Genomic DNA, 23,110 nt, shown 5'->3' on the forward strand with positions numbered 1-23,110 from the left:
GAAATAGATATAAGCCAATAAAGGTCTCTGCTTATCAGAGGCCTTTCTTTTTAGCTATTTGGCTGAAAAATATCATGAAGGGCATCGACTGATGGGAGCAGTTCTGTTTCTTTTCAGTGATAGGATAGTGCGCAAGAATAATAAATGGATATAACAATGAACAAGTTTGAAATTGAAGGCCAGCAACTTGCTTACCTCGATAAGGGGGAAGGCCCAGTTTTGCTATTTGGTCACAGCTACCTGTGGGATTGCCAAATGTGGGCACCACAAATTGAAGTGTTGAGCCAATCTTACCGCTGTATTGTGCCAGACCTTTGGGCACACGGTGAGTCGGATGCTGCACCCGCTTCAACACGATCTTTGGTGGATTACGCTCAACATATGCTGGCGTTGATGGATCATTTAGAGATCGAGCAGTTTTCTATTGTGGGCTTATCAGTGGGCGGTATGTGGGGGGGGCTGAGCTTACTGCTCAAGCACCGCAGCGCGTGAAATCACTAGTTTTGATGGATACATTCATTGGTCTAGAGCCAGAAGTGACGCACAAAAAGTACTTTGCAATGCTAGATACTATTAGCCAAGTTCAAGCCGTGCCAGCTCCGATTGTTGAAGCCGTAACACCGCTGTTCTTTGCCAACAATGCCGAGCAAGTGAATCCGGAGTTGGTGGCTTCATTCAAACACAGCTTAGCAGCATTGCAAGGTGAGCGCGCAGTCGAAGTGGCTCGTGTTGGGCGTATGGTGTTTGGCCGTCGTGATGTGATTGAAGATTCTGAAATGTTCGCATTGCCAACTTTGATTGCGGTTGGTCGTGAGGATAAGCCACGTCCGGTCTTTGAATCTTACTTAATGAATGATTGCATTACGGGCAGTGAGTTAGTGGAGATTCCCGAAGCGGGGCATATTAGTTCTCTGGAGCAGCCAGCTTTTGTGAACCAAATGCTATTGAGCTTTTTAAACAAAGTACACGCATAGTTCAGCTATCAGCGGCTCAAGACGAAAAACTCGGCATTAGGCCGAGTTTTTTTCTGCTAATTTTTTCTCACCGATTTTAGGTTCCTCTCCTGATAAGAGGCGACGAATGTTCTGATGGTGCTTAAGTACGATTAAGCAACAGAGCATAGCTACGGGGAGAGTATATTGCGGTTTAAACATCCAAGCATAGAAGGGGGTTACCAATACCGTGACGAGAGCCGCCAGAGAAGAATAACGAAACAGAATGGCTACTGAGAGCCAAGTCAGCATCACGAGTCCTGTCAGATCTAAACCTATCGGGGCTATCGCACCAAGTGCTGTTGCGACGCCTTTTCCACCTTTAAAATGGAAGAAGATCGGATACATGTGACCAAGACACGCTGCAATAGCGACTACGCCAAGAATGATAGGATCGATACCAAGAAAGTACCCGCTCCAGACGGGGATGGTACCTTTTAGCATGTCACATAATAAAACTGCTGCTGCTGCTCCTTTACCTCCAATCCTTAATACATTGGTGGCTCCGGGGTTATTTGACCCTACATCCCTTGGGTCTGGCAATTTAAGCAGACGACAAATCAGCACCGCACTAGAGATTGACCCCAGTAAATAGGCTGCCATCGTCATTATCAGTGCCAGTGCGTCCATAGAAGTCCTTGATGGATTGGAATTTAATGCTCATATCCCCGGTTGTTGGTATCATACCGCGAATTTACATATTGCAAAAATACTCTCTGCGATTGAACTTGCATTGTGTCATGTTCTGTATATAAAGAATTCTCGCAGATAGCTAATTTTACGATCAAAACCCTTCAGTCGGGTATCCGACCTCTGCAATAAAGGACAGAAGATGGCTCTGGATAAAGTATTTATTGAACAGTTAGAAGTAATCACCACTATCGGTGTATACGATTGGGAGCAGCAGATTAAGCAAAAACTGGTTCTCGATATCGAAATGGCACACGACAACAAACCGGCGGGCAAAAGTGATGATGTTCAAGATGCGTTAGATTACTCTCAAGTGAGTGAAGCGGTATTGAGTCACATCGAAAATGGTCGCTTTTTGTTAGTTGAGCGTGTTGCAGAAGAGGTCGCAGAGCTAATTATGCAACGCTTCTCCGTGCCTTGGGTAAAAATTCGTTTGGCAAAACCAGGCGCAGTTCCTCAAGCTCGTGCTGTTGGTGTGGTCATTGAGCGAGGCGCCGCATGATAAAAACGTATATCGGCGTGGGCTCCAATATAGATAGAGAGCATCATGCGCATGTTGCTTATCAAGAGCTGCAAAAGCTAGGATTCGATCTTTGTGTGTCGCCGATATATGAATGCGAGCCAATCGGCTTTAGCAGTCAAAATTTCTACAACTTTGTAATTAGTTTTGTTACCGAGTTGTCACTCGAAGAGTTGAGTGTTCGTTTACGCGAGATTGAATTTAAGTGGGGACGTGAGGAAAATGCGCAGAAATATCAGGATCGAACCTTAGATCTCGATATAGTCCTATTCGGTGAGAGCATATCGCAGCAAAAGCCCGAGCTGCCGCGCAGTGACATCTACAAATATCCTTTTGTCACGAAGCCCTTATATGATCTCGAACCAAATTTAGTGATCCCCGGCGATGGACGAACAATCGCAGATATTTGGCAGACCATGAAGTCAGTATCTTCGCTTAAACCCGTTTCTTTTTCGCTTTAATTTTTGAGTTGTTTACATGAGTTACTTTGAAGCCTTTATTTTGGCTCTGATTCAGGGTCTGACAGAGTTTTTGCCAATTTCCAGCTCTGCTCACTTGATCCTGCCATCAGCCATTCTTGGTTGGGAAGACCAAGGCTTGGCATTTGATGTTGCCGTTCACGTTGGTACGTTGATGGCGGTGGTGATCTATTTCCGACAAGAAGTGATCACGCTTTTCCAAGCGCTATTTGCCTCGATCTTTAAAGGCGATCGCAGTAAAGAAGCAAAACTAGCATGGATGATCGTGATTGCGACGATCCCGGCGTGTGTGTTCGGTTTGCTGATGAAAGACATCATTGAGGTTTACCTTCGCAGTGCTTACGTTATTGCGACCACTACGATTATTTTCGGCCTGCTACTTTGGTGGGTGGATAAGAATGCCAAGTTGGTTGCCGATGAGTACCAAACGGGTTGGAAGAAAGCTCTATTTATTGGTATCTCACAAGCGCTGGCAATGATCCCTGGTACGTCACGCTCTGGTGCAACAATTACGGCAGCACTTTACTTAGGCTTCACCCGTGAAGCTGCGGCGCGTTTCTCATTCCTAATGTCTATTCCAATCATCACTTTGGCTGGTGGTTATCTAGGCATGAAGTTGGTGACCAGTGGTGAACCAGTACACATTGGTTTCTTGCTGACAGGTATCGTGACTTCATTTATCAGTGCCTACATCTGTATCCACTTCTTCTTGAAGATGATTTCACGTATGGGCATGACTCCATTTGTGATTTACCGTTTGATTCTAGGTTTCGGTCTGTTTGCGTTTCTGCTAACGGCTTAAATCCAATCCAAATGAAAACGCCCGCTTTCTATAGCGGGCGTTTTTGTTTGTTCGTTATGTACCTATTGGTCTATTTTCCTAGTGTGACCCTGACCGCTTCAATGCGACGCTTCTCTTGTTCATCGCGAATCGCTGGGCCTTTGAAGCCATCTTTGATAATCACTTGTACATCGACCGCTGCTGCGGCTTGGTAAGCTTGCATAAACAGCTGTGCTTGTGGGTAAGGCTGGTTTTCTAACCCTTTACGGCCAGCGTGGTCGGCTTGGCAGCAAATCAAGATATCTTGTAAGCGTTCGGACTTACGCCATACATCAAATTTGTTAAGGATCTTAATGATGGTTTGTGGTTTGAGTTCACCAGCACGATGGATATTCGAGTGCTGCTCACACACCATTAACGCTAAGTCGCGGAACTCATTCGGTACGCGTACACGATCACATAACTTTTTAATCAGCTTCAAGCCAGTGTGACAATGCATTTTATGGCTTGGCCACTCATTCTCTGGCGTCACACCTTTACCCAGATCATGTACTTGCGCTGCAAATCTGACTGGCAGCGAGTTACTGAGCTTTGCAGCTTGTTCTGCCACCATTAAGGTATGGATTCCAGTGTCGATTTCTGGATGCCATTTTTCAGGTTGAGGTACACCAAAAAGTGCATCAATTTCAGGCAATACGACTGCTAATGCTCCGCACTCTTTAAGTACAGATAAGAATACATCTGGACGTGATGTAGAAAGCGACTTGTACCATTCTTGCCAAACACGTTCTGGTGTCAGCGTGCTCAGCTCACCAGATTCCGCCATGTCGCGCATAAGCTGCATGGTTTCATCTGCTACACTGAAATCTAAGTGCGCTAACTTAGCTGCAAAACGGGCTACGCGGAGGACACGAAGAGGATCTTCGCTAAATGCGTTAGAGACGTGCCGTAACAGTTTAGCCTGTAGATCTTGCTGGCCTCCGTAGGGATCGTAAAGTTTGCCGTTATCATCCATTGCCATGGCATTAATGGTGAGGTCTCGACGGATCAGATCATCTTCTAAGGTAACGCTTTGATCAAAGAAACACTCAAAGCCGGTATAGCCTGAGCCTGACTTTCTCTCAGTTCGCGCAAGGGCGTGCTCTTCTTTACTTTTGGGGTGCAAGAACACAGGAAAGTCTTTACCTACTGCTGTATAACCTTGGCTGAGCATGATTTCTGGCGTTGCTCCAACCACAACCCAGTCTTTGTCATAGCTATCAATGCCAAGTAAATGATCTCGAACCGCACCGCCAACTAAATAAACTTGCACGCATTACCTCTTAATTTATTGATATGACGTTGGACATTGTAGCAAGCAATGGTAATTTGCATTACTCCTAAAAGAACTAAAACGAAGATGTCGAGTCTCTTTTAGGTCTATGAAGGAATTTCCCGATTAAATTACGGGAGGGTTTTAGCTGGAGATCCTATGTATAAGGACTTTTTCGGGTTTGTTGAACTGCCATTTTCTATTGTTCCAAACTCGCGTTATCTGTATTTGAGTCAACGTCACAAAGAGGCAATTACGCATCTTCAGGCGGGGTTAGGAGATGGTGGTGGTTTTGCCATGCTAACCGGTGAGGTAGGAACAGGTAAAACCACGGTTGCAAAAGCCATGCTCGCCAACCTGAATGAGGACACTAAAGCAGGGTTAATCCTCAACCCGACGTTCTCAAGTCGAGACTTACTAGAGGCTATTTGTGACGAATTCAACGTTGCCTATCCACAAGAAGCGACGCTTAAGCAGCTCAATCAAGCTATCTATGAATATTTGAAGCACAACCATACATCTGGTTGGCAAACGCTACTAGTGATTGATGAAGCACAGCATTTAGCAGCAGATGTGCTTGAACAATTGCGTCTGTTGACCAACCTAGAAACGGATACTCGAAAACTACTTAAAGTACTTTTGGTCGGTCAGCCAGAGTTGCAACGCTTATTACAAACGACACAGCTACGTCAGCTTGCGCAGCGTATTACAGGTCGTTATCACTTGCTACCACTGGATGAAAAGGAAACCGCAGACTACATCACGTTCCGACTGCATACTGCTGGTGGTGATAAACAGTTGTTTGATCGCAGTTCGACCAAGTTGATTGCAAAATACAGTCACGGTATTCCGCGTCTGATAAACCTGATTTGTGATAAGTCCCTGAACATCAGTTACCACAAAGGTAGCGTGGTCGTGGATAAACAAACGGTGCATCAAGCTTGTGAAGAGGTGATGCAGTTCCAAGCGGAGATTTATCAGCAAGATAAACCGATTCGCCGCAGTTTTGAATGGCCTGCGTGGGGCTCTGTCGCCATCGGTGTATGTGCTGCAATTGGTATTGGTTGGGTAGTGGCGCAAAACGTGCCTCTGAAGCCGAGCCTGAATCCTGTGGTTGCTGAAGTCGCACAGACCACCCCTCACGCCGCCGCGCCTGTCGTGTATGAGCAATTGACTAATGATCAGCGCGATACGTTGCTAGAGCAGACACAGTCGAACCTTGCGGTGAATGAGCTTTACAAGCTTTGGGGTTATCGTGCTTCAGTGCGTGATAATTTATGCTTGTCTGAACCTCAATCGACCATGCGCTGTGAGCGTAAAATGGCGACATGGCCTTTACTGGTGCAGCAAAATCGTCCGGTTATTTTGGAGTTGAACTACCAAGGCCAAGTTGGCTATGTGATTCTTTATGCGATTGGTGATGACAAAGTTGAAGTGCTTAATGGCACTCAACGCCTTCGTTTGCCAGTTTCATGGCTCAAGCCATTGTGGCAGGGCAATATCATCGAGCTATGGCAAGCTCCGCTGAAAGATACGCTGCGCATGGATATGCAAGGACCTGCGATTGAAGTACTAGACCAGCTTTTAGCTGAGGCTGTAAGTGAACAGCCTTTAGGCACTGATATCTTTAATAGCCAGCTCAAAGAGCGGGTTGAATTGTTCCAACGTTGGCAAGGGATTGGCGTTGATGGTATTGCGGGTCAACGTACATTGGATCGCTTACAACAGAGTGTGCAGTCCAATGCTCCGGTGTTAGAACTTATCAATAAGGAGGGAGCATAATGTCAGTAATGAAGCATGTCGGACTCTTCTTATTACCTGTTAGCCTTACTGCCGTTGGTGCTGCTTGGTATTTAGATTTGTTTTCGCAACCACCTGCGGTATCTGATGCGGTAGAGACTCGAGACCCGCAGACTATAGCGGATGTAACTCAAGTGAGTCCAAGATTTGAAAGTCTGAGTTACCCCCAAGAACAGCAACTAGCGCAATTGCCTCGCGAATGGCCAACGGCAGAGTGGCCACAGAACATTGGTACATTTGTTGAAGAGGGGCTCGCTGATAATGATGTGGTACAAGGTGAGAGTGAGTTATTAGCTTCGTCTATGCGTACGGAACAAACGAGCCCAACCATTCAGAGTCAAGATGATCTTGGACTATCACTTGATGATTTGGATTTGTCCTCACTATCTCCGGATTTGGCAATGAAAGTCGAAAACGCCTTGGCGAATAATCAGCAGCAAGCAATTACACAAGATGTTGCGGTTAATGACTTAGAGCGAGATGCTCAACAATGGCGTGGACGTCTTCCTGCCCTAAATCTTCAAACTCACATGTATTCCAGTGATACTCAGCGACGCTGGGTGAAGATCAATAATGTAGAGTACCACCAAGGTGATGTTGTTGATGGGCAAGTCACGCTAAAAGAAATTCAACCTCAAGCCGTCATTGTTGAGTTCCAAGGTGAACAGATTCGTATTCCGGCTCTGTATGAGTGGCAAGGTTAGTTTGGTACTTAAAACGAAAAAAGCCAGTCTAGTCGACTGGCTTTTATTTTATCTAAATAGGATGTTCTATGCCCAACCTGCTGGCGATTTCTTTCTACGTGGCATCACGTGAGGCAGAATCAAACCAAACAGAAGGCCAATACCAGCTACACCACCACCGTAAGTGAAATACTTAAGCAGCATGTCATCTTTCTGTGTATCTAGTTTTGCACGAAGTTCGCGGTTTTCAGTTTGTGCCGACGTTAGTTGGTCGCTGATCTCTGAGTATTTTTTCTCTAGATCAGAGATCTGTTGATTGCGCGTTTCTAGTGACGTGACTAGACCTGCTTTTTCAGTATCTGAATTCTGACGTGCGTTTGCTAGTTGTTCTTTTACTTCTTTCAACTCTTTTTCAACACGAGGTAGGCGGATAGCCATGCTCTCTTGGTTGGTCACGAACTTGCTTTGCACCCAACCAGTACGGCCGCGTGAGTCACGAACCTGGGTGTAACCCGTGTCTTTATTTGTTTGAAGAAGTTGTACTTTAGAGCCTGCGTTAACACTACCCATAATGCGGTAGGTGTTGTTTGGACCAGAGTGCATAAAAGTGAATAGGTCATCAGAAATATAACGGTCTGCCGCTAGTGCCGCTGGCGCTGCTAGCAAAGTAAACAAAACCGTGATGATTAGTTTTTTCACAGTAAATCCCTTAACGATTTTCTTGGATACAGCTTTGGCACCGAATTATTGGAGCCGGAAATAGACGAATATTATGCAGTTTCAAACGTTGGTGCAACAAAGAAGGGAGGCAAAGCCTCCCTTTCTGTGCGTTTGAGTCAATAATGACAATACGCTAACAATCTATAGACTCGTGGTTCTTACGAGAATGCCGCTTGCAAACCGTAGAAGAATACCACCGCCAATAGTGCACCTGCTGGTAGTGTAACAATCCATGATGCCACGATGTTACGAACCACGCCTAGGTTAAGTGCTGCGATACCGCGAGCGAAACCAACACCTAGAACCGCACCAACCAGTGTTTGTGTGGTAGAGATAGGTAGGCCAGTACCTGACGCTAGAACTACTGTACATGCTGTTGCTAACTGAGCAGCAAAGCCACGGCTTGGTGTTAGTTCAGTGATACCTGTACCAACCGTCGCCATTACTTTGTGACCTAGTGTTGCAAGACCAACCACGATACCGAAACCACCTAGAGGAAGAATCCACCATGCGATTGTGCTTTTCGCTGTTACTTCACCCATGTGTTCAACAGTTGAAACAACCGCTGATAGTGGGCCGATCGCGTTCGCTACGTCGTTAGAGCCGTGAGCGAATGCCATCGCACACGCTGTGATAACCATTAGTACGCTGAAGATGCCTTCAACGCCAGCAAAGCTGCGGTCTTCTTCACGGTTTGCGAATTTCTTCTGAATGTAGATGTAGCCACCAACCATTACTAGTGCAGAAACCGCTGCAGCCGACATCCATGCTTCACCATTGCTTAGGTGTAGACCTACGTGCTTCAGACCTTTCTTGATAGTTACTAGTGCAATCACCATGGTAGTGATGAACATGTAAACTGGAACGAAACGTTTTGCGTTGAATAGTGGGTTCTCAGTATCAAAGATCAGACGCTGTGCGCTGACAAAGATAACGTAAGCAAAGAAGCCTGAGATAACCGGAGTAATGATCCAGCTACCGACAATCCCTTGAACACTGCCCCAGTCAACCGCTTCTGTACCTACAGACACACACGCAAAACCGATGATTGCACCGATGATTGAGTGAGTAGTTGATACAGGCCAGCCCATGTAAGAAGCAAGTAGAAGCCAAGTACCAGCCGCAAGAAGCGCTGACATCATGCCGTAGACAAGAATGTCAGGTTGGCTAGCAAATAAAGATGTTTCGATAACACCTTTACGGATAGTGTCGGTTACTTCACCGCCTGCAAGGTATGCACCCGCAAATTCAAAGATCATCGCAATGATGATGGCTTGTTTTACGGTTAGCGCTTTTGAACCTACAGATGTACCCATAGCATTAGCAACGTCGTTCGCGCCAATACCAATCGCCATCATGAAACCAAAAATCGCTGCAACAATAATCAGGACAGTGCCGTAGTTCGCAAGGATATCCATCGTAATACCTAGTTGTTTTATAACAAGCGGAACAAAATTTTACGCGCGTCAGACCAGAAGACGATGAATATTGTCATCGTCCACCTGACTCGCGTTAATAATGCTCTTCGTTATGTCGTTAACTTATGTTTTAAGATCGAGATAGCATGACTTCCAAACGAGCACCTACGCGCTGCGCTTGGTCGGCAATACCACCTACCCATTCAAGAATCTTGTACAAGAACATGACATCGATAGGATTCATGCTAGATTCAATCGTCATTAGCTGTTGACGAAGTTCAATCTGCATTGCATCGGTATCATCTTCAATAACGTCCAACTGATGAATCATTTCAGCAACGAGCGTTACTTCGCGGCCTTTGAAGCCGGTCTCTAGGAGTTCATCAAGTTCGTTGATTACTTTTTGCGCTTGATCAGCCGCATCAAGACAACGTTGAACGTATGCGAGGAAGTTTGGTTGGAGAATCTCAGGAATGACAAGTTGACGACCATATACACGGCCAGCAATGTCTTTTGCCAAGTTAGCGAGTTTGTCTTGTTGAGTCAGAAGCTCAAGCATGTCAGTACGATCGACTGGCATGAACAAACCGCGAGGCAGTTTTAGGCGGATTTCACGTTTCAGCACGTCCGCTTCTTTCTCTAGATGAGAAATTTGAGAACGGATCTCAGATGCTTTTTCCCAGTCACCCTTTGAAGAGACTTCAAAGAACTTAACTAGGTGTGAACAACATTCGTTGACACACACAACGTGGCGCTGCAAAGGCTTAATTGGGGACTTTGCAAATAACCCCATAATTGTATTTACTGGCATGGTCATTCAACCTAATAGCTATAACCTTAAAAAAACATACACCATTTCTTGGCGAAATGTTGAACGATGGCTATAAAGGCGCGCATGTTAACGCATTAAATCGCTCATTAAAACTGTTTTAGATCATCATTCGGGTGATATTTCTTTCTTGCCGTGTGAGAAATTAGGCAATATCCTGTTTCTATCTGCTTTGAAAGGTATAGCTATGGAAACCGAGATAGAACTGAAGTTTTTTGTTTCTCCTGAATTTTCAGAAACTTTAAGAGCTAAAATTTCCGAAACAAAAGTACTTCAGCACAGTAGTCGTGACTTGGGTAACACCTATTTTGATACCGCTGACAAATGGCTAAGAAAGCACGACATTGGTTTAAGAATTCGCCGTTTTGATGATGTTTTTGTCCAGACTGTAAAAACAGCAGGACGCGTTGTAGCGGGCCTTCACCAAAGACCAGAATACAATGCTGAGCACACCAGTAATGAGCCAGACCTCACGCTTCACCCTTCTGACATTTGGCCAGCAGGTAAAGATGTCACAACACTGCAAGCGGAATTGACGCCTCTATTCTCTACTAACTTCATACGTGAACAATGGCTGATTGGCATGCCTGATGGCAGCCAAATCGAAGTTGCCTTCGACCAAGGAGCTGTGATTGCTCAAGGTACGGACGGAGAAGAGAAGCAAGACCCTATCTGTGAAGTTGAGCTTGAGCTGAAATCTGGCCAGACAGACGCACTATTTACCCTTGCTCGCAGCTTGTGCGAAGCGGGTGGTATGCGCCTTGGTAATCTAAGCAAAGCTGCGAAGGGTTACCGATTAGCGAGTGGCTACGCGGGTGATGAAGTAAAACCGCTAGCACTGGTCGACAGCAGTAAAAACGACACCGTGGAATACTGCCTGATTAACTCGTTAGAGCATGCACTATCGCATTGGCATTATCACGAGCAAATCTTTACCGAACGTGATTGTGTGGAATCTCTGCGAGAAATCGTCAATGCGATTCGCTTTATCCGCCAAACCTTCACTATTTTTGGCAGCATGGTACCACGCCGAGCAAGTGCAATTCTGCGCCAAGAAATGAAGTGGTTAGAAGAAGAGCTTGAGTGGCTAGATGAACACGCACACTTAGAAGAGCTGCTAGATGATAAAGGCAACGTGCTGCGTAAACTGGACGCGCGTAAGTTCCTTGTATCCGAGCTGACTCAACAGTTGGGTGAGTTACCAAGCCGTGAAGAAGTGTTAGAGCTACTGAGCTCGGCACGTTACACCGGTTTGCTATTGGATTTGAGCCGTTGGATCTTAACGCGTGGCTGGCAGCCATTCTTAGATGATAAAGCGCGTGAGAAGATGTCGAGTAATATCCAACCTTTCTCAGTGAAGCAACTGGATCGTACATGGGCGGAGTTGATGGAAGCGTTCCCTGCGGAGCGTGAGCTATCCGCTCAAGAGTATGTGGATCAGCGCTACCGTTTACTGCGTAACTTGTACACAGGTATTGGATTTGCGAGCTTATATGATGCAGAAGAGCGCAATACCTTCCGTCTTCCTTGGGCTGACTTGGTTCATGGCATTGATGATTTGCTAATGCTGAACCATCTACTGCCTTTAGTCGGTATGCTAGAAGGGGAAGAGCAAGAACAATTAGAACGTTGGTTGCATCGCCAAGAGCGTTCAATCTTACATGCGATGGATCAGACTCGCGCTATCGGTGTTGAAGTCGAGCCATACTGGCAAGAATAGCAACGAAAATAGGACCGCAAGGTCCTATTTTTTTGCCTGTTGTTTCTGATCATGCAGTTCATCTTCTATAGATTGCAGTCGATTTAAGATCTGTTCCTGTCTATCTAATACCTGTTCTAACAGTTTTTCTTTATTTTTCGAGCGATGGTCTTGCTGTCTGGTTGGCGCGGTAAGAATCGACGTAATCAAACCAGAAATCATACCGAAAATGCCGACACCACAAATGATGATCAGCACAGCAAGCAATTTTCCACCTGTTGTAACGGGATAATGATCGCCATAACCGACGGTTGAGATGGTAACAAATGCCCACCATAAAGCGTCTGTGCCTGTCTGGATGTTGGCGTCTGGATTTTTACCTTCAATAAACAGCATGGCGCTAGAACCAAGGGTTATCAGAACCACCATCAATAATAAAATCGAGGCTAAAGTGGTCTCTCTGCGGTTATTCTTGAGCTGATAAAGAATGAACTTTGATGATCTAAGTACCAAAATTACGCGCAAAATATGAAACAGCCTAGCAAAGCGAAGAGGCTCAATCATTGGGATACTTGCCACAAAATCGATCCAGTGGTGTTTGAAATATGACCAACGATCTGTGGCTCGGATCAAATCTATGGTGAGCTGTAATAGAAAAATACTACAGATTATAAAATCGAGACCGATAAGAACTTGACGGGTTTCATGTGTAATCGGCAAAAATAGTAAGCCTGAGATCACAAATAGCGCCATAAATGACAGGATCAGTGACAGCAGGCTCATCGGTTTAGTGCTGTCTTTGGTATTATTGCTTTTCATACGAAGCTCGAAATAAATAGCACAACTGTGACTATAAGTTGGCGAAATATAAAGACTATATAAGACTCGGTGGAGAACTGACAATGGAAAAGCTGGCATTCAAGCATGGGAAAGGGTAATTTCCGATATTAAGCTCGTTCCGAAAATGGTCATGCTGATGGTATTTAGTACCGTCTTAATCGTGGCGAAACAACTTTGGGATGCGAGTACCTTCTACGATTCACTACTCGCGGCAACACAGAATGAACAAGTTGCCCAACAACATTATGAAGCTTACTTAACACAAGTTGCATGGCAAACTGCATTACTCATTGCGGTATTTGTTGTACTACTTCTAGCAGCAGCACGCGTGATGTTGCGTCAGACGCAGTATTTGAATGATGCGATTAAACTCATGGCTAGCAAAGATCTTTCCGTACCTTTCGGGATGGACTGTAAAGATGAATATGGTGACGTTGCGCGTGAACTGGAGAAAACTCGTCGCCAACTACACGACGTAATTCAAATGCAGATTAATGCATCCGATGAGCTTGCAACGCTTACTGAAGTGATGACTTTGAGCATGTCCGAAACGAAAGAGTCGGCACAAGAAGAGTTTAACGAAATAGACCAACTTGCCACGGCAATGAGTGAGATGTCTTCGACGGTCCAAACCGTTGCAGATCACGCTCAAACGGCTTCATCCCTCACGGAACAAGCATCAACGCAAGCGGTAACAGGGCAGCAGTTCCTACAAAACACTATGTCCAAGATGAGCGAACTGTCTTCAGACATTGCTTCTTCGGCAAGTGCGGTAAATCAAGTCGAAGAGCGTGTGGATGCGATCGGCAGTGTCGTGGGCACTATTCAAGGCATTTCAGAGCAAACTAACTTACTAGCACTAAATGCAGCGATTGAAGCGGCACGTGCTGGTGAAGCGGGTCGAGGCTTTGCGGTCGTTGCGGATGAGGTTCGTAACCTTGCACAGCGTACTCAACAAGCGACAGTAGAAATTCAAGAAATGATCACTCAGCTTCAAGCGAGCGCTACTTCAGCGGTTGAGCTGATGGAGAAGAGCGTGGTTGAAGCCGCTGAAGGTGTTGAACTGGTATCGAATGCTGGCTCTGAGCTAGATGGTATCGTCGGCCAAGTCACGCAAATCAACGATATGAATTTCCAGATTGCGACAGCGTCGGGTCAGCAAAGCAGCGTGGCAGAAGAAATGAGCCAGAACCTAACCAACGTTCGTGAGCTTGTAGAAGCTTCCGTCGTGGTGGTTACAGAGCTTCTTGAAACTTCTGAAATGATGCAAGGCAATGCCGAAGAGTTAGACAAGAAGATTAAATCTTTCCAGGTCTAAAGGCTGACAAGCTTTGATAAAACGCCCACAAACCTTTTGTGGGCGTTTTTATTTGTGCCAACTCTGGTATAAAAGGGTGATACCACAGTGCTTTTCACACAAGGAAGAAAAATGCAGCTGCCTTCGTCACTGATTTCTGTCGCCGATGTTGCGGTTCAAAATGCCGAGCAAGCGGGATATTTTCAACAATGGCCAACCGAGATTGCAGAGCAGTTTCGGTTTGTATCTGGCCTTAGCAAGTTCGTTACCGAAGCGATTCACCGTGATGAGAAACTTGCACAAGACTTGCCAACCATGCTGGCAGAAAGCAGTCGACAACAAGCGTATCGTGCACGCCTCGCGGATCTTTTAGCTGAATGCCAAGATGAAATGGCTGGCCATCGTGTGCTGCGTCAGTTCCGTAATCGCGAAATGGTCTATATTGCGTGGAAAGACTTCACTCATAGTTGGACACTAGAAGAGTCACTTGGTCATTTGTCTCAATTGGCCGAAGCGATGATCTTCGAAACTTACCAATGGCAATACAAGATTTGCTGCAACGAATGGGGCACGCCAACCAATGCTGAAGGTGAAGCGCAACCTATGCTGATCATCGGCATGGGTAAACTTGGCGGTGGCGAGCTGAATTTCTCTTCCGATATCGATCTGATTTTCACTTATCCAGAAAACGGTGAGACGCAAGGCGCGCGCCGCAGTATTGCCAATGCGCAGTTCTTTACCCGTTTAGGCCAACGCATCATTAAAGCGCTCGATCAACAAACCTTTGATGGCTTCTGTTACCGCGTGGACATGCGTTTGCGACCGTTTGGTGAAAGTGGCCCGTTGGTAATGAGTTATGCAGCTTTAGAGGATTACTATCAAGAACAAGGACGAGATTGGGAACGTTACGCAATGATTAAAGCGCGCGTGATGGGCAGCGAAATGTATCCGCAATACCAAGAGTTGCGCCAGATGCTGCGTCCGTTTGTTTTCCGCCGTTATATCGATTTCAGTGCAATCCAATCTCTGCGCCGTATGAAATCAATGATCAGCAGTGAAGTGCGCCGTCGTGGTTTGAGTAACAACATTAAGCTTGGTGCAGGTGGTATTCGTGAGATTGAGTTTATCGCTCAAGTATTCCAGTTGATTCGTGGTGGTCGCGAGCCATCTCTACGTGGTCGTGGCTTGCTAGAAACCTTGAATGCCATTGGTGAGCTCGCTCAGCTGACTCAACCGGAAGTCGATAACCTTGAAGCGGCTTATAAATATCTACGTCAGCTAGAAAACCTACTACAAGCGATGGCCGATAAGCAAACGCAAACTTTGCCGGATTGTGAAGGTGAGCAGCTAAAACTTGCTACTGCGATGCGTTTTGAATCTTGGGATGAATTGCTTGTTCAAACGCAGCAACATATGGCAAATGTACACAAGGTGTTTGAAAGCTTAATCGGTGACGATGAAGAAGATGAAACAGAAGCGGTCGCTCGTCATTTCCATGAGTTGTGGGATATGGCGACTAAGCAAGATGTGTTAGAAAATGTTCTGCAGCAGGATATCAAAGTGGATAACTCTGAAGAACTAGCAAAAACCATCATGCAGTTTAAAGCAGACTTAGCTAAGAAAACGCTTGGCCCTCGCGGTCGAGAAGTGTTGACTAAGTTAATGCCAAAAGTCTTCGATGCAGTATTTGCCCACCCAGATGCGCAATTTGGCTTACCGCGAGTGTTGCACTTACTGCATAACATCTGCACCCGTACCACTTACCTTGAATTATTAGATGAACATCCGGCAGCGTTAGTGCAATTGGTTCTCCTTTGTACTGCAAGCCCGATGATTTCTGAGCAGTTATCGCGTTATCCAATACTGCTTGATGAGCTGATAGACCCACAGCATCTTTATAACCCAATCCCCCTAGACAGTTACCAAACTGAACTGCGTGATTTCCTTGCCCGTATCCCTGAAGATGATATGGAACAGCAGATGGAAGCGCTGCGTCAGTTTAAGCAGATCTGTATCCTCCGCATTGCGGCTGCCGATATTGCTGGCGTGTTGCCTGTAATGAAAGTAAGTGATCACTTAACCTACTTGGCAGAAGCGATTGTCGAAGCGGTAGTGAACCAAGCTTGGTTGCAAGTGTCTGAAAAATATGGTGAACCAACTCATGTGAAAGATCGTGAAGGTAAAGGCTTCGCTGTGATTGGTTATGGGAAAGTCGGCGGTTGGGAGCTGGGTTATAACTCGGACCTGGATATTGTATTTATGCACGATTGTCCTGTGAACGTGTATACCGATGGTAAGAAAGAGATTGATGGCCGCCAGTTCTATCTTCGTTTGGCACAACGCATCATTCATATTTTCTCAACCCGCACTGCATCAGGCATTCTGTACGAAGTGGATACTCGCTTACGTCCGTCTGGTGCTTCGGGTTTGTTGGTAAGCCCAACCGATGCGTTTGATGATTATCAACACCAAGATGCGTGGACATGGGAGCATCAGGCGTTAGTACGCGCTCGCATGATCTATGGTGATGAGCCATTAGCGATCGCCTTCCACAACACGCGTCATGATGTGTTGTGTAAACAGCGTGACGAAGACACTCTAAAGAAAGAAGTGGTCGATATGCGTGAGAAAATGCGTGACCACTTGGGTGGGAAAAAGTCCGGTCGCTTTATGCTTAAGCAAGATAACGGCGGCATTACCGATATTGAATTTCTCGCTCAATATCTAGTGCTCAACTACAGTCACAATAAGCCGAAGCTGATTCGCTGGTGCGATAACGTACGTATTTTTGAAACCTTGATAGCGCAAGGTGTCATGGAAGAAGATCAAGCGATGCAATTGACGCGCGCATACACATCAATGCGCGATGAGATCCATCGTCGCAACTTGCTCAATTTGGATGCCGATGTGGCGGAAGAGAAATTTGTTGCAGAACGAGAGTGGGTGAAGCAAGCATGGAATCAATGGTTTGCCTAAGCAGAAGTAGTGCACAAGGTTCAGCCTAGAAAAAGGCTGTGTTAAACTCACCACGATTTAATTTTTGGAGACCAATAATGAAACCAATTCTACCTGATTACAACAGTGCGGGTGTGCTGATCATCGGCGATGTCATGTTGGATCGTTACTGGCATGGCCCAACTGGACGCATCTCCCCTGAAGCGCCAGTACCTGTTGTTAAAGTAGAAAACAATGAAGAGCGTCCGGGTGGTGCTGCGAACGTCGCAATGAATATCGCTTCACTCGGCGGTCATGCTCACATTGTTGGTCTAACAGGCATGGATGAGCCAGCGAAAGTACTGACGGAAACGCTGAACTCGCTCAAAGTAAAATGCGATTTCGTGGCATTGCCTGAATATCCAACCATTACGAAGCTACGTGTGATGAGTCGTGGCCAGCAGTTGATTCGCCTTGATTTCGAAGACAAGTTTGAAAATACCGATCCAGAGCCAGTGTTGTCTCGCATGGAAACCGCATTGCCAGCAGTGAAAGCAGTGATCATGTCTGATTATGCGAAAGGGTCTTTGGAGCACGTTCAGGCATACATCCAAAAAGCACGTGCAGCGAATATTCCTGTATTCATCGATCCGAAAGGTGCGGACTTTGAGCGTTACCGTGGCGCAACACTACTAACGCCAAACATGAAAGAGTTTGAAGACGTAGTCGGTAAAGTGAAGTCTGAGCAAGAGTTAGTAGAAAAAGCACTAGCACTGGTTGAAGAATTCGACTTTGAAGCACTATTGGTAACACGCAGCGAAAATGGCATGACACTTATTCGTCGTGGTCAAGAGCCGTTCCATTTACCTACTCAAGCGAAAGAAGTGTACGACGTGACAGGTGCGGGCGATACGGTTATCTCTGTATTGGCAGCATCGGTAGCGGCGGGTAAATCATTTGAAGAGGCATGTGCACTAGCCAATGCAGCAGCAGGTGTTGTGGTTGGCAAGCTAGGTACATCAACCCTATCTGAGATTGAATTGGCGGAAGCGATTCATGGTAGTCAAGATACCGACTACGGTGTGATTTCAGAGCAAGCACTGATCGAAGCTGTGAAGAAAGCACGCGCGAAAGGTGAGAAGGTGGTGATGACCAATGGCTGTTTCGACATCCTACACGCCGGTCATGTGTCTTACTTAAACCATGCTGCTGAGCTTGGCGATCGCCTTATCGTTGCGGTCAACACTGACGATTCCGTTAAGCGCCTAAAAGGCCCTGGTCGCCCAGTAAATCCGACAGACCGTCGTATGGCAGTATTGGCAGGTCTAGGTGCAGTTGATTGGGTTGTACCTTTCAGTGAAGACACGCCTCAGCGTTTGATTTCTGAAGTGTTGCCAAGCTTGCTAGTGAAAGGCGGTGACTACAAACCAGAAGAGATTGCTGGTGGTAAAGAAGTGATTGCCGCAGGCGGTGAAGTTCGCGTACTGAACTTCGAAGATGGTTGCTCAACCAGCGAAATCATTAACGCAATCAAAGGTGGTAAGGGGTAATACCTTTACAGCCAAACTGGCTACTACAAACTAATTACTAAAGGTCGCTTTCGAGCGACCTTTGTTGTTTTTGGAGGAGTGAATGTAACCACAAACGCATTCCAGTCCTCCCCCTTTCAAGGGAGTTAGAGGGGCTTAATGCTCGATCTGATTGAAAACCAGTGTCGTCAATTAGATCGAGAAGCAACCCCTTCCTAACCCTCTCCTTCGAAAGGGGAGGGAATCTAAACCAACAAAAAAACGCCAGTTGAAAAATCAACTGGCGTTTTGTGTGTTACTTAGATATCGATGTTTATTTTGCTGGCTTCAGGCCTGCATCAACATCTAGGACATCTTGCTCACTTAGTGTACCAACCGCTTGACGCAATTGAAGTACGCTTAAGATGTAATCGTAACGAGCATTAGATAGGTTTTTGTTGGCATCATATAGACGACGAGTTGAGTCTAGAACGTCTACGATGGTACGAGTACCTACATCAAAACCTGCTTCAGTCGCTTCTAGTGCAGATTTCGCAGAAACAACAGATTGCTCATAAGCTTTTAACGCGCCAATTGAAGCGTTAATGTTGTTGTTTTGCGCACGAACATCTTTTACTACGCTGCGGTATTCTTTTTCTAAATCTTCACTTGCTGCAACGTATGCGAATTCAGCTTGTTTCGTTTTAGAAGTAATGTTGCCACCAGTGTATAGAGGCACAGCTAGGTTAACGCCGATGTTAAAGCCATCAGTGGTGTTGTCGTTAATACTTTCTGCTTGGTCAGAATAGTTGTAACCACCATCTAGCGATAGCGTTGGCAAGTGACCAGAGCTTGCTAGAGAGATGTTATCGCGAGCAATATCTTGTGAGATACGTGCAGACAATAGGCTCAAGTTTTCAGTTTTTGCCTGGTCGATCAAAGCTTCTGCAGTGGCGTTCGATGGGCTTGCTGAGAAACGCGCAGTATCAAGAATATTCAGGTTTTTATGTTCTTGACCAGTGATCTCACGAAGAGACTCATAGCTGTTGATCAATGAGTTTTCTGCCAATACTTCATCTGCTAGTACAGCATCGTATTGAGCTTGCGCATCGTGTACGTCAGTAATTGCTGATAGACCTACTTCAAAGCGTTGCTTTGTTTGTTCTAGCTGACGGCCAACGGCTGCTTTTTCTGCGCGAACAAAAACTAGGTTATCTTTTGCTCGTAGCACTTCAAAGTATGCTTGAGAGACACGTAGGATTAAGCCTTGTTGTGTTGCCGCGTAAGATGCATCTGATTTACGCGCGGTTTTTTCAGCGGTATCTAATGTGATCCAAGACGCTCGGTTGTAAAGCTCTTGAGAGAAGCCAACGCCTGCAGATAGAACATTTTTATCATTTGAGATACTGCTGCCTGCGTCAGGATCAGTATCACCACGAGTTAGGTTGTATCCTGCGGTCAAGTTAATTTGAGGTAGTAGGGCACTGCGGCTAGAGTTGATTGCTTCAAAAGCAGCGTCGCGCTGTGCTGCAACACTTAGTAGTTGAGGATCATTTTGTTTTGCTAAATCGTAGATTTCTGCAAGAGAGTCTGCCAATGCAGATGTACTCATACTACCTAGCGCTGCACTGATAAAAAGTGGAAGCAGTTTTTTCATTTTCTATTCCCGCGGTCAATAGATTGGTTAATTCTCAGTAGTTTAACTCAATTTGAACGATATTTACTCTAAACTTTGCACTTTTTTACACTTAATTATCCACTCGTGCAATAAATTTTTGGGATTTGCTTAAAATTATTTATAACTATTATATAAAAAGTTGAGCAATGTCCTTTGAGCAAGCTCAGAACAATGAGTAAACTACACGATTCACTCAAAGAGGTGTTGAATGCAACAGTGTGACAAGCAACAGAATGATTTTACTCCACAGGATGTGGAAATAATCTCAAAAGAAACCGTATTTAAAGGCTTCTTTAAAATGGTGAAATACCGTTTTAAGCATAGGTTGTTTGCTGGTGGATGGAGTGACGTTGTTGAACGAGAAATGTTCGAGCGTGGTCATGCTGCTGCTATGCTCCCATATGATCCTGTGACTGATCAGGTTGTGATCATTGAACAGATCAGAGTGGGAGCGTTGGAACATTCACACCCATGGCAGTACGAAATTGTCGCTGGCATGATTGATCGCGATGAATCTGCTGAAGAGGTGATTCGTCGAGAAGCGGAAGAAGAAGCGGGTATTCAAGTCGGACGTGTGGCTTCGGTAACCTCTTATTATCCTTCTTCTGGCGGTTGTTCTGAAAAGCTGGATGTGTTCATTGGCGAAGTGGATGCAACTAAAGCGCATGGCATTCATGGTTTAGACTATGAGAATGAAGATATTCGAGTCCATGTCCTTAGTCGTGAAACCGCGTATCAATGGGTGAAAGACGGTAAATTCGAGAATGGTGCATCTATCATTGCATTGCAATGGCTGCAATTGAACCATGAGGAATTGACGTCACAATGGGGAGTTCCCCCTACGGTGGAGAATGAGTAATGGCACAAGTAGCTGAAAAACGACGATATCATGTCGACTTAGCGGGTCTAATGAGAACATATGAGACCAACTACGCTAAGCTGAACGCGTTACTGCCTGCCTCTGCCGAAGTTGGTGATGTTCGCTGCTATCAAGCTGCGAGTATGGTCTACCAATTGACCGTGAATGAAATCACAAAATACACCACAGTTGTTGAGATATGTCAGAGTGATGAAACACCAGTGTTTCCTTTACCGACGATGTCTGTCAGGCTTTATCACGATGCGAGAGTTGCTGAAGTATGTTCAGGTGGAGAATTTTCTCGCATTAAAGCTAAATATGATTATCCCAACGACCAGTTGATGCAAAGAGATGAAAAGCATCAGCTCAATACATTCCTTGGTGAATGGCTGACGTTCTGTTTACGAAGTGGTATTAGTAGAACACCACTTGCCTTCAATTGATTGTCAGCTCATTAAGGGAAAACAACAAAGAACTATAGTGGACGAATCAGGTTTTCATTTTGCAATTATCTAGTGACAGTATAAAGCTATTACAAATCACGGATACTCATCTGTTTGCTGCAGATGAGGGCAGCTTGCTGAGCGTAAGAACTGCCGACAGCTTCTCTGCCGTGGTGCAAGAGATTCTCCATCGTCAGGTGCAGTTTGACTACATATTAGCAACTGGTGATATTTCGCAAGATCATAGTGCCGAATCTTATCAGCGTTTTGCTGAAGGTATCGCACCGTTGGAAAAAGATTGTTTCTGGCTTCCTGGTAATCACGATTATAAGCCCAACATGGGCAGTGTTCTGCCATCTCCTCAAATTCAATCTGTTGAGCATCTTATGCTCGGTGAGCACTGGCAGTTGATTCTTTTGGATTCTCAGGTCGTTGGTGTACCCCATGGGCGATTAAGCGATCAACAGCTGACACTGCTTGAGGAAAAGCTCGCAGAAAATCCACAGCGACATACTTTGGTCCTTTTGCACCACCATCCTCTATTGGTTGGCAGTGCTTGGTTAGATCAGCATACATTGAAAGATGCGGAAGCGTTTTGGCAAGTTGTGAATCGTTTTTCGAACGTAAAAGGCATTTTATGCGGCCATGTCCACCAAGATATGAACGTTTTGGATAATGGCATCCGAGTGATGGCTACGCCATCAACTTGCGTGCAGTTCAAACCAGATTCCGATGACTTTGCACTTGATACTGAGTCACCAGGTTGGCGAGAACTTGAGTTGCACAGTAATGGTGACATTACGACCGAGGTCAACCGTTTACCAGATGGCCAATTTCAGCCGGACTTTACCTCAAACGGCTACTAATCATTATCATGCCCGAACCTTATGTTCGGGCTTACTTTTTTAACGTGAGGCGATCATGAGCAAACCTTCTTTGCTGCTTTATATCCATGGCTTTAACAGCTCGCCGCTTTCCATGAAAGCGAATGTAATGAAAGCGTTCTGTGAACAGCAGCGAACGGATATTAAGGTTATCGTGCCTCAGCTACCGTGTTTCCCTCAACTTGCGGCTCAATACTTACTAGATATCGTTGAGCAGCATCAAGACGACTATAACATTGGTCTCGTTGGTAGCTCATTAGGTGGTTACATGTCGACTTGGTTGAATGCAAAATTTGGCTTTCGAGCTGTGGTTGTAAACCCAGCGGTCAAGCCTTATGAGTTGCTGGTGGATTACCTTGGTGAGCAAACCAACCCGTATACGCACGAAACCTATACACTTGAAGCTTGTCATATTGACGAGCTAAAAGCACTTGATGTACAAAGCATCGCGTCGCCTGAGTCTTTCTGGTTGTTACAGCAAACGGAAGACGAGGTATTGGACTATCGCCAGGCCGTAGAAAAGTTCGCGCAAGCGAAACAAACGGTAGAAGAAGGCGGTGATCACAGTTTTATCGGCTTTGAGCGTTATCCTGCTCAAATCATTGAGTTCTTAAAACTGTAATACTAACGAGACGATTGGAATAGGCTCATAGTTTTCATTGCTATATCCAACCGTTTCTTGACATAGTTGGCATGCTTTCCGACTATGTTTTGCCAAAAAGAACTTAAGGGTATGAAGCCCTG

Annotated in this window: 19 protein-coding genes and 2 pseudogenes; 14 read left to right on the top strand and 7 right to left on the bottom strand. The window is 45.5% G+C overall.

Annotated elements, in window-relative coordinates:
- Positions 1-156 precede the first annotated feature (156 nt).
- Positions 157-974, top strand: a pseudogene (locus B853_RS01715) (alpha/beta fold hydrolase).
- Positions 975-1,010: 36 nt separating this feature from the next.
- Here the strand turns inward: B853_RS01715 and plsY are convergent.
- The gene (gene plsY / locus B853_RS01720) at positions 1,011-1,622 is read right to left on the bottom strand and encodes a glycerol-3-phosphate 1-O-acyltransferase PlsY (RefSeq protein WP_010445793.1); all 612 of its coding nucleotides are present in this window, start codon (positions 1,620-1,622) and stop codon (positions 1,011-1,013) included.
- Between the two features lie 202 nt (positions 1,623-1,824).
- Here plsY and folB point away from each other — a divergent pair, with 202 nt between their 5' ends.
- The 3 genes from folB to B853_RS01735 are packed head-to-tail and all read left to right on the top strand — an operon-like array spanning position 1,825 to position 3,483.
- Entirely contained in the window at positions 1,825-2,184 is a 360-nt protein-coding gene (gene folB, locus B853_RS01725; protein WP_038885792.1) for a bifunctional dihydroneopterin aldolase/7,8-dihydroneopterin epimerase, read from the top strand.
- On the top strand, positions 2,181-2,663 hold the full coding sequence (gene folK / locus B853_RS01730; protein WP_038885791.1) for a 2-amino-4-hydroxy-6-hydroxymethyldihydropteridine diphosphokinase: 483 nt from the start codon (positions 2,181-2,183) through the stop codon (positions 2,661-2,663). The genes folB and folK overlap by 4 nt, the downstream gene beginning before the upstream one ends.
- 16 nt (positions 2,664-2,679) lie before the next feature.
- A complete protein-coding gene (locus B853_RS01735) occupies positions 2,680-3,483 on the top strand; it encodes an undecaprenyl-diphosphate phosphatase (RefSeq protein ID WP_038885790.1) in 804 nt (267 codons plus the stop codon).
- Positions 3,484-3,553: 70 nt separating this feature from the next.
- Here B853_RS01735 and B853_RS01740 read toward each other — a convergent pair whose 3' ends face one another.
- Positions 3,554-4,774 (bottom strand): multifunctional CCA addition/repair protein, encoded by a 1,221-nt coding sequence (locus tag B853_RS01740; protein WP_038885789.1) that lies wholly within the window; start codon positions 4,772-4,774, stop codon positions 3,554-3,556.
- 159 nt (positions 4,775-4,933) lie between these two features.
- On the opposite strand from B853_RS01740, the gene B853_RS01745 reads away from it, so the two are divergent.
- Positions 4,934-6,556: an ExeA family protein gene (locus B853_RS01745; protein WP_038885788.1), complete on the top strand. Its 1,623-nt coding sequence runs from the start codon at positions 4,934-4,936 to the stop codon at positions 6,554-6,556.
- On the top strand, positions 6,556-7,278 hold the full coding sequence (locus B853_RS01750; protein ID WP_038885786.1) for a general secretion pathway protein GspB: 723 nt from the start codon (positions 6,556-6,558) through the stop codon (positions 7,276-7,278). Before B853_RS01745 ends, B853_RS01750 begins: the two co-directional genes overlap by 1 nt.
- A 66-nt stretch (positions 7,279-7,344) precedes the next feature.
- On the opposite strand, the gene B853_RS01755 is transcribed toward B853_RS01750, so the two are convergent.
- From B853_RS01755 to B853_RS01765, 3 genes are all read right to left on the bottom strand, one after another.
- Positions 7,345-7,956: a TIGR04211 family SH3 domain-containing protein gene (locus B853_RS01755; RefSeq protein ID WP_010445800.1), complete on the bottom strand. Its 612-nt coding sequence runs from the start codon at positions 7,954-7,956 to the stop codon at positions 7,345-7,347.
- A gap of 179 nt (positions 7,957-8,135) precedes the next feature.
- Entirely contained in the window at positions 8,136-9,395 is a 1,260-nt protein-coding gene (locus B853_RS01760) for an inorganic phosphate transporter (protein WP_038885785.1), read from the bottom strand.
- Positions 9,396-9,525: 130 nt separating this feature from the next.
- Positions 9,526-10,206: a TIGR00153 family protein gene (locus tag B853_RS01765; protein ID WP_038885808.1), complete on the bottom strand. Its 681-nt coding sequence runs from the start codon at positions 10,204-10,206 to the stop codon at positions 9,526-9,528.
- Positions 10,207-10,411: 205 nt separating this feature from the next.
- Here B853_RS01765 and B853_RS01770 point away from each other — a divergent pair, with 205 nt between their 5' ends.
- Complete coding sequence (locus B853_RS01770; protein ID WP_038885784.1) at positions 10,412-11,944, top strand: CYTH and CHAD domain-containing protein; 1,533 nt, start codon at positions 10,412-10,414, stop codon at positions 11,942-11,944.
- A 24-nt stretch (positions 11,945-11,968) separates the two neighbouring features.
- Here B853_RS01770 and B853_RS01775 read toward each other — a convergent pair whose 3' ends face one another.
- Positions 11,969-12,742: an ion transporter gene (locus B853_RS01775; RefSeq protein ID WP_010445803.1), complete on the bottom strand. Its 774-nt coding sequence runs from the start codon at positions 12,740-12,742 to the stop codon at positions 11,969-11,971.
- A gap of 83 nt (positions 12,743-12,825) precedes the next feature.
- Here B853_RS01775 and B853_RS01780 point away from each other — a divergent pair.
- The 3 genes and pseudogenes from B853_RS01780 (at position 12,826) to hldE (ending at position 18,544) form a co-directional block, all read left to right on the top strand.
- A pseudogene (locus B853_RS01780) lies at positions 12,826-14,081 on the top strand (methyl-accepting chemotaxis protein).
- 111 nt (positions 14,082-14,192) lie between these two features.
- Positions 14,193-17,036, top strand: coding sequence for a bifunctional [glutamate--ammonia ligase]-adenylyl-L-tyrosine phosphorylase/[glutamate--ammonia-ligase] adenylyltransferase (gene glnE, locus B853_RS01785; protein ID WP_038885783.1), 2,844 nt, complete (start codon positions 14,193-14,195; stop codon positions 17,034-17,036).
- A 77-nt stretch (positions 17,037-17,113) separates the two neighbouring features.
- Positions 17,114-18,544, top strand: a complete 1,431-nt coding sequence (gene hldE, locus B853_RS01790) for a bifunctional D-glycero-beta-D-manno-heptose-7-phosphate kinase/D-glycero-beta-D-manno-heptose 1-phosphate adenylyltransferase HldE (protein ID WP_010445808.1) — start codon at positions 17,114-17,116, stop codon at positions 18,542-18,544.
- 292 nt (positions 18,545-18,836) lie between these two features.
- On the opposite strand, the gene tolC is transcribed toward hldE, so the two are convergent.
- Complete coding sequence (gene tolC, locus B853_RS01795) at positions 18,837-20,159, bottom strand: outer membrane channel protein TolC (protein ID WP_038885782.1); 1,323 nt, start codon at positions 20,157-20,159, stop codon at positions 18,837-18,839.
- 229 nt (positions 20,160-20,388) lie between these two features.
- On the opposite strand from tolC, the gene nudF reads away from it, so the two are divergent.
- From nudF to yqiA, 4 genes are read left to right on the top strand one after another with little or no spacing between them, the layout of a single operon-like run.
- Positions 20,389-21,039 carry an ADP-ribose diphosphatase gene (nudF, locus tag B853_RS01800; RefSeq protein ID WP_038884173.1) on the top strand — a complete coding sequence of 217 codons (651 nt, stop codon included), beginning with the start codon at positions 20,389-20,391 and terminating at the stop codon, positions 21,037-21,039.
- Complete coding sequence (locus tag B853_RS01805; protein ID WP_010445813.1) at positions 21,039-21,482, top strand: DUF1249 family protein; 444 nt, start codon at positions 21,039-21,041, stop codon at positions 21,480-21,482. Before nudF ends, B853_RS01805 begins: the two co-directional genes overlap by 1 nt.
- A gap of 59 nt (positions 21,483-21,541) precedes the next feature.
- The gene (gene cpdA, locus B853_RS01810) at positions 21,542-22,348 is read left to right on the top strand and encodes a 3',5'-cyclic-AMP phosphodiesterase (protein ID WP_038884174.1); all 807 of its coding nucleotides are present in this window, start codon (positions 21,542-21,544) and stop codon (positions 22,346-22,348) included.
- 55 nt (positions 22,349-22,403) lie between these two features.
- A complete protein-coding gene (yqiA, locus tag B853_RS01815; protein WP_038884176.1) occupies positions 22,404-22,988 on the top strand; it encodes an esterase YqiA in 585 nt (194 codons plus the stop codon).
- Positions 22,989-23,110 lie beyond the last annotated feature (122 nt).

Source organism: Vibrio rotiferianus CAIM 577 = LMG 21460, assembly GCF_002741985.1.
Taxonomy (GTDB): Bacteria; Pseudomonadota; Gammaproteobacteria; order Enterobacterales; family Vibrionaceae; genus Vibrio; species Vibrio rotiferianus.